The organism is Streptococcus sp. GMD3S, from assembly GCF_000298695.2.
In the GTDB taxonomy this organism is placed as follows: domain Bacteria; phylum Bacillota; class Bacilli; order Lactobacillales; family Streptococcaceae; genus Streptococcus.
The window spans coordinates 121,429-133,501 of record NZ_AJRC02000003.1 but is presented as its reverse complement, the minus strand read 5'-3'; the positions used below and the strand labels follow the sequence as shown (position 1 = coordinate 133,501).

Annotated in this window: 12 protein-coding genes; all 12 read right to left on the bottom strand. The window is 41.1% G+C overall.

The genetic code is table 11. The annotated features are described in order from the left end of the window. Positions 1-84: 84 nt before the first annotated feature. Entirely contained in the window at positions 85-2,631 is a 2,547-nt protein-coding gene (locus GMD3S_RS0202545) for a M1 family metallopeptidase (RefSeq protein ID WP_001149141.1), read from the bottom strand. A 120-nt stretch (positions 2,632-2,751) separates the two neighbouring features. Then, positions 2,752-3,192, bottom strand: a complete 441-nt coding sequence (locus GMD3S_RS0202540) for an ASCH domain-containing protein (protein ID WP_000188825.1) — start codon at positions 3,190-3,192, stop codon at positions 2,752-2,754. Further along, positions 3,189-4,037, bottom strand: a complete 849-nt coding sequence (locus GMD3S_RS0202535; protein ID WP_008276044.1) for a putative PEP-binding protein — start codon at positions 4,035-4,037, stop codon at positions 3,189-3,191. Before GMD3S_RS0202535 ends, GMD3S_RS0202540 begins: the two co-directional genes overlap by 4 nt. 41 nt (positions 4,038-4,078) lie before the next feature. Continuing rightward, positions 4,079-4,807 carry a GNAT family N-acetyltransferase gene (locus GMD3S_RS0202530; protein WP_000418697.1) on the bottom strand — a complete coding sequence of 243 codons (729 nt, stop codon included), beginning with the start codon at positions 4,805-4,807 and terminating at the stop codon, positions 4,079-4,081. A gap of 7 nt (positions 4,808-4,814) precedes the next feature. Beyond that, entirely contained in the window at positions 4,815-5,294 is a 480-nt protein-coding gene (locus GMD3S_RS0202525; protein WP_000403326.1) for an NUDIX hydrolase, read from the bottom strand. 10 nt (positions 5,295-5,304) lie between these two features. Then, positions 5,305-6,003 carry a 3-oxoacyl-ACP reductase gene (locus tag GMD3S_RS0202520; protein WP_000198455.1) on the bottom strand — a complete coding sequence of 233 codons (699 nt, stop codon included), beginning with the start codon at positions 6,001-6,003 and terminating at the stop codon, positions 5,305-5,307. Further along, positions 5,996-6,232 (bottom strand): DUF2829 domain-containing protein, encoded by a 237-nt coding sequence (locus tag GMD3S_RS0202515; RefSeq protein WP_000141924.1) that lies wholly within the window; start codon positions 6,230-6,232, stop codon positions 5,996-5,998. Before GMD3S_RS0202515 ends, GMD3S_RS0202520 begins: the two co-directional genes overlap by 8 nt. 113 nt (positions 6,233-6,345) lie before the next feature. Continuing rightward, on the bottom strand, positions 6,346-7,161 hold the full coding sequence (locus GMD3S_RS0202510; RefSeq protein WP_000749426.1) for a hypothetical protein: 816 nt from the start codon (positions 7,159-7,161) through the stop codon (positions 6,346-6,348). Positions 7,162-7,309: 148 nt separating this feature from the next. After that, entirely contained in the window at positions 7,310-9,562 is a 2,253-nt protein-coding gene (locus GMD3S_RS0202505; RefSeq protein ID WP_000832902.1) for a glucosaminidase domain-containing protein, read from the bottom strand. A gap of 110 nt (positions 9,563-9,672) precedes the next feature. Beyond that, entirely contained in the window at positions 9,673-10,659 is a 987-nt protein-coding gene (locus GMD3S_RS0202500) for a dihydroorotate dehydrogenase (protein WP_161800715.1), read from the bottom strand. After that, a complete protein-coding gene (locus GMD3S_RS0202495) occupies positions 10,622-11,422 on the bottom strand; it encodes a dihydroorotate dehydrogenase electron transfer subunit (RefSeq protein ID WP_001070074.1) in 801 nt (266 codons plus the stop codon). The genes GMD3S_RS0202500 and GMD3S_RS0202495 overlap by 38 nt, the downstream gene beginning before the upstream one ends. Positions 11,423-11,669: 247 nt before the next feature. After that, on the bottom strand, positions 11,670-12,050 hold the full coding sequence (gene gloA, locus GMD3S_RS0202490; RefSeq protein ID WP_000157150.1) for a lactoylglutathione lyase: 381 nt from the start codon (positions 12,048-12,050) through the stop codon (positions 11,670-11,672). Between the last annotated feature and the right edge of the window lie 23 nt (positions 12,051-12,073).

The following is a 12,073-nucleotide window of genomic DNA, read 5'->3' as shown; positions in this document are numbered from 1 at the left end:
TTATACCAAAATTGCCTTAAAAAAAACTCAACTCTCTCTTCTTTTAAGATAGAAAGTTGAGTTTTTGTTTACATTTTGAACGAATTAAGCCTTGCCATATTGGGCTACAACAGCTTCGACTGCTGCTTTCTCACGCTTAATCAAGTCAACACGCGCTGCGATATCCTTGATCCCCATGCGGATATTACGGCTAAGAGCTAGGTCAGAAAGTTGCGGTTCAAAGAATTCCTTATACTCAGCCAAGCGTTCTTCTGTTTTAAAGATGTGTGATGGGAAGATGACAAAGCTATCAAAGCTCATATCCCCACCAAGAGCTGCCTTGATCCAATCCCAGTTTTCACGCGCCCATACCCAAACAGTTTCTTGAGTTGTTTGGTGTCCGAGGAATTGGAGGTACCATGAAGAAAGGTCTTGTGGTTTCACCACAAATTTGTCCTTCCATGAACGAATCAAGGTTTGGATATTGTCAGCATCTGTACTGTAGGCTAGAGCAGCTGCCAACTGGCGTTTGAAGACCGCATCCGTCGCATGAGTGTAGAGGTCCAGATAAGTTGCGACCAAGTCCTTGGTCTCATAGTGTTTCATTTCATTGATAAGAACTTGTGCACGGATGGCTGCTGGAAGTCCTGCAAGGTTCTCCTTGTGAGCTGCAAAGATTTGGCTAGCGACTTGACTAGCTTCTGCATCATTGGAGCGAATCATCATAGAAACGGCCAACTGACGAACCAATTCATCCTCATCTGATTCTCCGTCTTTGGCTTCAAAGCCAAGACGGTCATAGTTATGACGAGCCAATTTAGCAACCAGACTGTTAAAGGCTTTCTCAGCTTCTGTACCTTCATCAATAAAGCGTTCAAGGGCAGAAATTACTTGAGAAACAGCTGAAACAACAAGGTAAGACTCTTCCTTAGAAAGTTTATCAAGGACTGGGAGCAAGTCAGCATAAGAAATGTGACCCGCTTCAGCAAGCAAACGGCGTTCTTGAACGATTTGTAATTTGCTTGTGTTATCAAGTGTCTCTAGCTCAGCAAGAACGGCATCTAACAAGTCTCCTTGATAGTCTGTAATGTAGTGGGCAGTATTTTCAGTGTTAAGACGAAGAGCTGTTTTATTTTCAGCAAGAAGAGCGGCATAGCCAGGGATTTCGATGCTTTCAGTTTCAAGTGTATCTGGTAGGCCTTTCCAGTTGCTGTTGAGTGGCACCACCCAGAGACGGTTCTTGTCTTCATGCTCACCGATGAAGAATTGTTTTTGCGAAATCTTCAAGACGTCATTTTCAACTTTGACAGTGAGAACTGGGTATCCAGGTTGTTCCAACCAAGAATCCATGAAGGCTGCAACATCACGTCCTGATGCTTGTCCGAGAGCATTCCAAAGGTCTCGACCAATGGTATTGCTGTATTGGTGTTTTTCAAAGTAAGCATGCAAGCCTTTAGCGAAATCCGCATCACCGAGCCAACGGCGAAGCATGTGCATGAGACGGCTTCCTTTGGCATAGACGATAGCGCCATCAAAGAGGGTATTGATTTCATCTGGGTGTTTAACTTCAACGTGAACAGACTGAACGCCATCCGTCGCATCGCGTTTAAGCGCAGCTGGAACACCACCTGTTTGGAAGTCTTCAAAGATATTCCAACTTGGCTCGATGGCATCCACACAGACGTATTCCATCATGTTAGCGAAGCTTTCATTAAGCCAAAGGTCATCCCACCATTTCATAGTCACGAGGTTTCCAAACCATTGGTGAGCCAACTCATGTGCTACAACTAGGGCAACTTGTTGACGGCTAGCAAAGGTTGAGTTCTCATCCACAACCAAGTAAACTTCACGGTAAGTCACAAGACCCCAGTTTTCCATGGCACCTGCTGAGAAGTCAGGAAGGGCGATGTGGAGCGATTGAGGAATTGGATACTTAACTCCGTAGTAATCTTCGTAAAACTCGATTGAGCGAACGGCGATGTCTAATGAGAAATCAAGGTTAGATAGTGGATGGGCTTTGGTTGAGTAAACACCTACGAGGGTACCGTTTTTAGTTTTAGCGGTCACCCCTTGCAAATCACCAGCGACAAAAGCCAACAAGTAAGAAGACATGCGAGGTGTCGTTTCAAACTTCCAGATGCCTGTTTCCTTGCGGTTTTCCACATCGATTTCAGGCATATTTGACAAGGCCACTTCACCTTCTGCTTGGTCAAAACGTAGAGCGAGGTCAAAAGTTGCTTTGGCTTCAGGCTCATCCACACATGGGAAGGCTTCACGCGCAAAATGGCTTTCAAACTGAGTAGACAAGACTTCCTTCTTGATACCATCAACTGTGTAGTAAGAAGGGTAAATCCCTGTCATGTTGTCTGTAATTTTTCCTGAAAAAGCAATGACCAATTCAACTTGACCAGCCTCAGCCAATTCGATATGAAGGGCTTCATTGTCATGGTCAACTGTAAATGGACGAGCTTGACCCGCAACTTCTACAGAAGCGATTTCCAAGTCTTTTTGGTGAAGGGAAATACGGTCACTCTGTGCTTGACCAGTGATGGTCACCTTCCCAGAAAAGGTCTTGGTCTCACGACTCAAGTCTAAAAATAAATCATAGTGTTCAGGAACAAATTGCGTAATAAAATGTTCTACTGCTTGCATAGTTTTCTCCTATTCTAAGTTTAAGAGTTTTACTCTTCTTCAAACAAACTTATTATATCATGTTTTGCTTAAGAAAAAAGGATTGGACGGTGATTTCCAAAACTTTCTTCCTTCTGCAGTCTAGAGTGGGTAGACTTTGCGAAATTCTTCTAAAACAACCTTGCTGTCAGGAGTAAAAGTCAGTCCGGTTTCCCTCATCCACTCGGTGAAAAAATCCTCATGAACCTGACGCCAATAGGCTAGGGATTTGTCACCTTCCCCTTCCTTATAGGCATGGTCGGCAGAAACTTGATGAAAAGGCTGAACGGAGACCTTGGTAATTTCGACAATGCAGACAGCCTGATCTTGACTGTCTAAAATGACATCGAAGGTCCCTTCTTGTGGAAGAGGTTCGTCTTCTAGTGCGTAGAGGTCGTAAGCTGAGGCGGTTGCAGTCTTTTCGCCTCTTAGAACCAAGTCGGCCAAGAGATCTGCTTCCACTCCAAAAGCCCAGGCATCTATCTCATCTCCAATCGTGGGGTTAATTTGCTTGTAAATATTCCACATTTCTTGCGGTGTCATAGTTTGCTCCTTTGTAATTTTTTACTTACTTCTTTTATACGTTTGAGATGGTCTGGATGATCAATCTCTAAATTAAAAATCTCTGGAATAGAACTGTAGTGGATAATACACTTGATACCCGTCTGATTCATTTTTTGTATGAAAGAAGCATTCAGATAGCCTGCTACAGCAAAGTCAATCTTTTTCATCCTTGCTTTATCCTGCATATCTCTCAGCATATCTAACATTATTGGACTTTCCATATCATGCCATTGACTATTTCTCACAGTCGCAAAAACAAAAGAAGTCAAATCATTCATTCCAACTACAATCTTTGAAATACCAGTTTCCAGTATCCTGTCCAAGTCAAAATAAGCTGACGGTAACTCAATCATTGTGCCGACTTTTCCAGTAAAACCATGCTCACGCAATACTCTAATAGCTTGTTTTAACTGCTCAGCATCATTGATAAAAGGAAAAATAACAGATAGATTGGGATTTGTTTGATAAACTTCTGTAACGACATGTGCTTCAGCCTGAAATTCTTCAGGACACGCCAGCAAGCGCCTAGTTCCTCTATAACCAAACAAGGGATGATTTTCATCAAAATGCTCTTTAGTCCCCTCTAAACAATTAGCTTCTGTATTTGTTAACTCTGAAAAACGATACCAAACCTCTTCATCTGAGTACAAGGAGCAAATGGTATCTAGATAATCTTTTACAAATTGCTGACAACTTGCTAATAGGATGTTTTGATTAAGCTCTCTCAACAAATATTCCCCACGAATCATACCAACATGATGCAATAATTGAGGGTAAACTTTTTCAACAATTTGTTCGCCACTAAGAGCAAGTTGGTTTTGCATAGCCATTCACCTCGTCTTAAAACATACAATATCAGATATCATTATATGATACCTTCCTCTAGTTCAAAAGCTTCATAAGGTTCAAATAACTCATATCCTAAAAATTCTGCTACTTTTTTGGAAGCCTCGTTATGAGCATCCCAAAGTGGAAACATATCTCTATTTAAACTCTCCAGAATCATTGTAGCACCAAGCTTTTTAGCAAATCCATTTCCTTGTTCGTTTGGTCTAGTTGCAACTTCCACTTCAACTGCTCCACGGTAAACTAACCCTGAGGAAATCCCAGCAATCAGTTCATTATTTTTAAGAATCACAAAGCCAAATCCACCCTTTAAAACAAAATCCTGATAGGACTCAAAATCCCCCTGTAAATCTTGTGACCATTCTTCCTCAGAAAAGCAGTTATAAATATGATTATCAATAGGCACAATATTGTAATCTTCCTCTAAGTGAGTAACTAGACCATTTAGAAATTCAACTTGAAAATTTGCCTTATCTTTAAAAGAATAGCGAGTAAAAGAATTTAGCTCCACTTTCCGATGTAGAAAATCTTGCCAATTAGTATCTTCTGAAATAATAATCTTATAATCTAAACCGTATTTCCTAACAAAATCTTCCCAAAATCTGGAATCCAACTCCCCTGCTAGGTATAGAAAATTTCCAACATCATAAAAGCTTGTTGTCCTATCACTGTTTCGGTAGACAGTTCCGATTTGAGATTTAAGACCATAAAGAACCATATTTTTCTTCCATGTTTTAAATAGTTCCATTATCCCCCTACTTCACCTTCCAATTCATATACAAGGTCTTGTCCAGCTCTGGAAATCCTAATAATTCAGACTTAACCTTCAAGACTAAGGGCGAAGCATTTTTTTCTGTGATCTCTTGAATATCCATCCAAACATATCCGAGCGAATCATTCGCACCATCAGAGACAACTTCCGAAATCGTAACTTGAGCTTCCTTCTCGTTGACCTCAATATCATAAAATGCCATGATATGGTGAACCATAAAATTTTTTAACTCTTCCCTGACGAAAACATCGTAGATTCGAGGATTGGAGTAGTTTCTAACAGTAAAGCCCGTCTCTTCCATAACTTCTCTAATCAGCGTTTCCGTCAATCCTTCATCAAGTTGCTGACTACCACCAGGTAGATCATAACGATGTTGATAAGGGCCTCTCGTTTTTTCAATGCAGAGTAACTTCCCATTTTCAAAGCAAACAGCATAGACTCCAAAGTGTTTTTTGATTTCCATTCAACTCCTCCTACTTCAAACTCCAACCACCATCAATGGTCAGGATTTGTCCTTGCATGGCGCTCGCTTTTCCACTTGCTAAGAAAAGGCTAATCTCTGCTACTTCCTCTGGCTCAATCCAGCGCTTGATTGGCGTTTCACTAGCTACCCAGTCTGCTAATCCACCGGGTTCAAAGTCCGCAGCGGTCATAGCTGTCTTGACTGCCCCTGGAGCAATCCCAAAGACCTGAATACCAGTCTCAGCATAGTCTAGAGCCAACTGCTTGGTAAAGCCAGCTAAGGCGTGCTTAGACGAGGTATAGGCGTGACCACCTCCGCCAGCTAGACTTGAAGCAATCGAACACATATTGATGATGATTCCTTTTTTATTTTCCAACATTTGTGTAAAATAATGCCGAGTCAACTCAACAGGAGTCACGTAGTTGATTTCAAAAATCTCTTGAATTTCCTGCGCTGATTGTTCCAATAAGGGTTTGTAAGCATCCAAAACTCCTGCAGTATTGCACAAAACATCCACCCGAGGGCACCAGTCAAAAACAGGTTTCAAGTCCAAGGTCAAATCTCTCTGTAAAAAGTAGAAATCACCCTCTAAGAGTGGATTTTCACCTTGGTCCACTCCATATACTTGATACCCCTTCTCTAAAAAGAGTCGGGCTTGAGCCAGACCAATCCCTGAACTCACTCCCGTAATCAATACACGTCTAGTCATGCACTTCTACCCAATCCGTCGCCAAAACATCACAAGGTGTCGGGCTCCACATGGAAAAACCTTCCCCTTCTCCAGACACGTTGATGAGGAAATAAGGCGTCACTTCAAGTGCAACCCCGTTTTGCTCGATAGTGTCAAAGAGTTGGACATAGTTTTCAGCCCCTCCCCAACCAGTTCGTACATATTTTTTCTTGTCCTTTAACCCAGGCAGGATTTCTTCAAAAGTCATGTTGTTCTCCTTTAATGCTACATTCTTCATTTAATTATAACAAAAAACCGTTTTCCAACGGCTTTTTGACTGTATCTTAGTTCAATAAAACAAATAGCTATCCAATTTTTTAATTATTTCAGTTCAATTAATTTATTGTAGATTTTCTCAGTCAGTTCTTTCTGTTGCGCTCCTGTTAAATGGTGCGAAGTGCGAATTAATATGGTTCCATAAACATAGTGGGATCCCGGATTTAAAGCAGTTCCATCAAAAGCACTAATATAAGTATTGCGCTTTTCTGCATCTTCTTTTGTCTTATAAACTTCTATATTTCCACCAGCATCATTACCTTTTTGAACAATATCTGAGCCTTCTACAGATTCATTCACTTGCTTGTCAACGAAATATACAGACGCTGTATATCCTCCTTGTTTATTTAATTTTTTATTAGGGTCATTATCCTCCGTAACAGATTGTACTCCAGTAATTGATTCAATTTCTTTGAGTCTTTCTTCAATAAAAGAACTAGAAGGATTTGTAATTTGTTTTAATTGAAGAATGCTATTTTGATAGTGAGTCAATTTTTCAGACAAATTCTTTTTTGTTTCACTATAATCTAATGGTTGACTTAATTCTTCAATTTGCTTCTCAATCTTAGCAGTCGCTTTCTCCATTTCTGGTTCTTTACGAAGTGAATCTTTGCTATCCTTTATAGTTGATTTCAATTCTTCCAATGTCTTAGAATCAAGAGGTTCTTCATTATTCTCAATAACCTTTTCAGCCTCAGCTATTTGATCTTCAACTTCTTTATTCTTTTCATTTAAATCCTTTACTACATCTTCAAACTTAGTTACAACAGCTTGATGAGGCACATAGGATAAGAAATAGTATCCTGTTGCCAAACCTAAAGCAATAAAAGTAATAAGCCCAACAATCATTGATTTCTTCATTTTAAACTCCTTAATTTATAAGCAATCTCTTCTATATTTTAATATATTGTTTTAAAAATTTCAAGTTTAAAAAGCTATAGAATCAACTTATTGCCAGATATACAAAAACGATAACCACTTCTCAGTAGTTACCGTTGATTTCTTTTGATTAGTCTTTCCCACCAAGTTTGCTGTTGATGGTCATCATGATGCTGGCTATCTTCTCACCCCAGTACGGATCGGAAGCATAGCGAACATTCATTCCAGTTGCCTTGTTTCCAAGGTGGTCTCTACCATAGTCAATGTAATTTTCACGAATCCACTTGGCCGCTCCAAGAATTCCTTTGTCCACATTATCAAAGCTCTTGGCTGAGAGATATGGGCTAGTATCATAAGCAGCAATACCAAAGAAGTTGTTCTTATCTCTGGCAATTTGACTACGTCCCCACGCACTTTCAAGAGCGCTATGTGCCATCAAGTAAAGGGCATTGACACCGTAGCGTTCCTCAGCTTCTTTGAAAGTCGCTCCTTTACCTGCTAGAGGACTATCCTGCAAGTTCATCATCGAATACAGTTTATCCAATTCAGCTGCACTATAATTACTTGGTTCTCTTAAGTTTTTATAGAGGAAAGGATTTTTAATGGTAAAGCCATCAAAGTGCTCTCCATCAGTTGAGTAGTACTTCTTACCAATAACCATAGCAGAGGTGTGTGGAGCTACTTTGATACTCGTATATGGAGAGAGTTCATGGTAGAGGAATTTCCCATCACTAGTATAATGAGGGATAAACTCGCTACCTTCATCTACTGCTGTCAAATCACTTTGATTCATATAGCCAGACAAGCCAGAAATCGAAACTGCAAGTCGGCCGCCTTTTCGCGTCGAGCTATCCAGTGAAACAATGCTTCCTTGGTTAATGTAACTCAAGATTTCTCCAGATGCACTATAGACATAGGCAGTGATTGGTTTAACTTTGTAATATTTGGTTTTATCCGCAACATGCCATCTACCAGAAGCATCCAAGGTATGACCATCCACAGTTTCATTTTTTGCCATATAACCGCCTGATTTAAGGTAATACCATGATTGGTCGGATGAATCGTAGATTAATTCTTTCTCAGCCATCTTTCCATTTGACTTGAGGTAGAACCAGTTGTTCTTGTACCATACCCACTCACTCGCAGCCATATAACCACCAGATTTGAGATAGTAGTAACCATTATCCCAGAGCCATTCTTTATTGGCATAATTTCCATCAGAGTTGATATAGAACCAAGAGTTATAATTCTTGTCAAAGAGCCACCCTTTGCCAGCTTTTGCTCCACTGCTCGTCACATAACTGCGGTCAATCCAAGTTTCCATAGAGAGGTAGCCGCCTGATTTGAAATGGTAATCCTTGCCTTTGATGGTTTGCCAACCTTTTTCAGCATAGGTTCCGTCAGCTTTCAAGTAAAACCAAGAGTTATAATTCTTGTCAAAGAGCCATTCCGATTTCAATTTAGCTCCACTCTTCGCAACATAGAAGCGATCTATCCAGCGCTCGGTAGAAAGATAACCGCCTGATTTGAAATGGTAATCTTTTTCTTTAATCGTTTCCCAGCCTTTTTCGGCATAGGTTCCGTCAGCTTTCAAGTAAAACCAAGCATCATAATTCTTATCAAAGAGCCATTCCGATTTCAATTTAGCTCCACTCTTCGCAACATAGAAGCGATCAATCCAACGTTCAGTAGAAAGATAACCGCCTGATTTAAAATGGTAGTCCTTCCCATCTATAGTTAACCACCTATTTTCAGCATAGGTACCATCTTGTTGAAGGTAGAACCAACTGCTATAGTTGTCATCATAAATCCAGGCTTGTTTAACCTTATTACCATTTTCTGATATATAGCTTTTACCAAGCCAAGCATTTTTCAGCATTTTACCTTGTGAATTGATGTAGTACTGGTTCTCACCTTGAGTGATCCACTCATCTTTGGCCATTTTCCCGTCTTCTTTAAGGTAATATTTTTCTTGACCTTGTTGAATCCATTCTTTTTGAGCTTTCTGACCATCAGACTTTAGATAATACCAGGATTCTTTTTCCTGATTAAATACCCACTGTTCCTTTGCTTTAGCACCACTTTCAGTCACATAGTACTGGCCAACCCACGTTTTCGTAGCTAATTTTCCAGCTTCGTTAAAATAGTAATCTTTACCACCAACTGTCAACCAGCCATTTTCTGCACGTTGACCATTATCTTTAAGATAAAACCAGTTCTGATGCGTTTGGTCAAAAAGCCATTGCTTGGTTGCTGGTTTCCCGTCTGCTTTGAGGTAGGTCTTTCCTTGCCAAGTCCCCTCTTCTGCTTTTGCTGTGTCCACTACAGTAAAAAAACACCCCAATAAGCCAGCACTTACTAGGGCCACTTTCCATCGTTTCATTTAAATGCTCCAATAACGTTTTCTAAACCCTATTGTAACATAGTTAATCGACGGAAATATTACAAATTGATGAAGATTCTATTTCTTGTTGACGATAAGGAAGACCTAGCTTATCTCAGATTGGCTTTGACTTCCTGACGGAGATTTTCTAGACTGCTAATGCCGTATTTATCCATGACTTTTGGTAAATTTTCAATAATATCAGGACAGGCATATGGATTGGTAAAATTGGCTGTTCCAACTCCGATAGCAGAGGCACCAGCCAGATACATTTCTAGCGCTGCTTCAGCAGAATCCACTCCTCCCATTCCAATGATGGGAAGGTCGGTTGTTTGGGCGACTTGGCGGATGAGTTTGAGGGCTACTGGAAAGACTGCTGGTCCAGACATTCCACCTGTTCCATTGGCTAGGATTGGTTTTCTGGTTTTAAGGTCAAAGCGCATACCGACAAGGGTATTGATCATGGTTAGGCCACTTGCCCCTGCATCTTCTGCGGCTTTGGCGATGGTGACAACATCCGTTACACTAGGGGTTAATTTAACATAAACTGGCACATCAGAGGCTTCCACAGCTGCCTTTACCACTTCATAAGCCAAGTCAGGATCTTGCCCAATCAAAAGTCCATGATTGCCGTGATCCACATTCGGACAAGAGATATTGAGCTCGATAGCTTTTACATTTGTAGCCTTGGAAATCCCCTGAGAAACGGCAGCGTACTCTTGTTTTGAAAAGCCTGCTACATTGGCGATGATGGGAAGCGAAGGATATTCTCTTTCCAGCCAAGGCAACTTTTCAGCTAAAACAGCTTCTAAACCTGGATTTTGTAAACCGATTGCATTGAGCATACCTGCAGGCGTTTCTGCCACCCTGGGAGTAGGATTCCCAAAACGGGGTTCAAGTGTCGTCGCCTTGATCATAATGGAGCCTAAAAGGTCTAAATCATAGTATTTGGCATACTCTTGGCCGAAACCAAAACAGCCTGATGCTGGAATGATGGGATTTTTCAAATCCAAGCCCGGTAGAGAAACTTGTAAACGTTTGTTAGTCATGACTTTCTCCTTATAATACAACTGTTCCTGTGCGAAAAACAGGGCCATCTTCACAGACGCGTTGGCTGACGGTCTCACTATCTGGCACTTTTAGAACGCAGGCATAGCAAGCTCCCATCCCACAAGCCATACGAGATTCTAGAGATAGATAGGCTCTTGGATGATCATAAAAGGTTTGATTGATATACTTCATCATTCCCGGAGCACCACATGAGTAAACCGCATCAAATTGACTGTCTAAATCATTGATAACAACAGAAACATTTCCCTTGATGCCATAAGAACCATCATCTGTCGTTACAAAGACCTGACCATATCGGGCCAATTCGGTTTCGAGAATAACAGCATCCTTAGTCGCAAAACCGAGGACTGTCACTACTGTCACCCCACGCGCATGCAATTCCTTGGCTACTTCTAGCAAGGGTGGAACACCAATCCCACCACCAACGAGGAGGACTTGACTCTGGTCGTCTAGGTCAGACAAGTCAAAACCATTTCCCTGAGGTCCCATCACATCAAGAGTATCTCCCTGACTTAAGGTTGAAAAAATAGCTGTCCCAGCCCCCTCAATCCGATAAATAAGGTGACACTGCTTGTTTGCTTTGTCAATAGACGAAATTGAAATAGGGCGGCGCAAGAGATGGGCGTCATCAGGCACACGCAGATGAAGAAATTGGCCGGCTCGCATGGCTTCAACCATCTCCCCTTCTAGGACTAATTCAAAGATTGCTGGCGCAATTTCCTCTTGTGCGACCACCTTCATGGTTTCCAAACGAATGGCACCCAAACGCTTCTTACATGTGGGATTCATGACTTTTCCTCCTTAAATTTAAGGGGACCAGATAAAGAAAAGGCCTTGCTAATGCAAGGCCTCAGTTGGGTTAGGCTAGAACTCATGCGCACACTTAAAAAGTCTCCACAGAGAGTCCCCTTATCCCTTTTATCTGACACCTTGTGAGTCTCTCTGGACTCCCCTTAAAGGTTAAATTTGTATTAGTATACTCTTTCAAAGAAAAAAAGTCAAGTAGAAAACGAACATTCTACTTGACTTCACTGGATTATTTTTCACGAATGACTTCGACCTTGTAACCGTCAGGATCCTTGACAAAGTAATAGTTTGGTTGAGTTCCTGGAAGTCCATTAGGAGCTGTCACCTCATAGCCTTTAGCGCTATGTTCTTGATGTAGGGCCTCAAGGTCAGGTGTACTGAGGGCGATATGGGCGAAGCCATCTCCTACCACGTAAGGACCGTGATCATAGTTATAGGTCAACTCCAACTCATAGTCATCCCCCTCAAGTCCTAGATAGACAATGGTGAAAGCATGATCTGGAAAATCTCTGCGACGCAATTCTTTAAATCCAAAAGCATCTTGATAAAAAGCGATTGATTTTTCAAGGTTTTCTACTCGCAAGCAAGTGTGTAGCATTTTTGAAGCCATTTTCATTACCTCTTTCGTTTTAA

Coding starts and splice junctions, on each gene's coding strand:
- GMD3S_RS0202520 (WP_000198455.1), bottom strand. CDS start 6,003: ATGACTAGACGTGTATTGATTACGGGAGTGAGTTCAGGGATTGGTCTG.
- GMD3S_RS0202540 (WP_000188825.1), bottom strand. CDS start 3,192: ATGACACCGCAAGAAATGTGGAATATTTACAAGCAAATTAACCCCACG.
- GMD3S_RS0202495 (WP_001070074.1), bottom strand. CDS start 11,422: ATGAATCCCACATGTAAGAAGCGTTTGGGTGCCATTCGTTTGGAAACC.
- GMD3S_RS0202515 (WP_000141924.1), bottom strand. CDS start 6,232: ATGACTTTTGAAGAAATCCTGCCTGGGTTAAAGGACAAGAAAAAATAT.
- GMD3S_RS0202505 (WP_000832902.1), bottom strand. CDS start 9,562: ATGAAACGATGGAAAGTGGCCCTAGTAAGTGCTGGCTTATTGGGGTGT.
- GMD3S_RS0202545 (WP_001149141.1), bottom strand. CDS start 2,631: ATGCAAGCAGTAGAACATTTTATTACGCAATTTGTTCCTGAACACTAT.
- GMD3S_RS0202535 (WP_008276044.1), bottom strand. CDS start 4,037: ATGCAAAACCAACTTGCTCTTAGTGGCGAACAAATTGTTGAAAAAGTT.
- GMD3S_RS0202510 (WP_000749426.1), bottom strand. CDS start 7,161: ATGAAGAAATCAATGATTGTTGGGCTTATTACTTTTATTGCTTTAGGT.
- gloA (WP_000157150.1), bottom strand. CDS start 12,050: ATGGCTTCAAAAATGCTACACACTTGCTTGCGAGTAGAAAACCTTGAA.
- GMD3S_RS0202530 (WP_000418697.1), bottom strand. CDS start 4,807: ATGGAACTATTTAAAACATGGAAGAAAAATATGGTTCTTTATGGTCTT.
- GMD3S_RS0202500 (WP_161800715.1), bottom strand. CDS start 10,659: ATGGCCCTGTTTTTCGCACAGGAACAGTTGTATTATAAGGAGAAAGTC.
- GMD3S_RS0202525 (WP_000403326.1), bottom strand. CDS start 5,294: ATGGAAATCAAAAAACACTTTGGAGTCTATGCTGTTTGCTTTGAAAAT.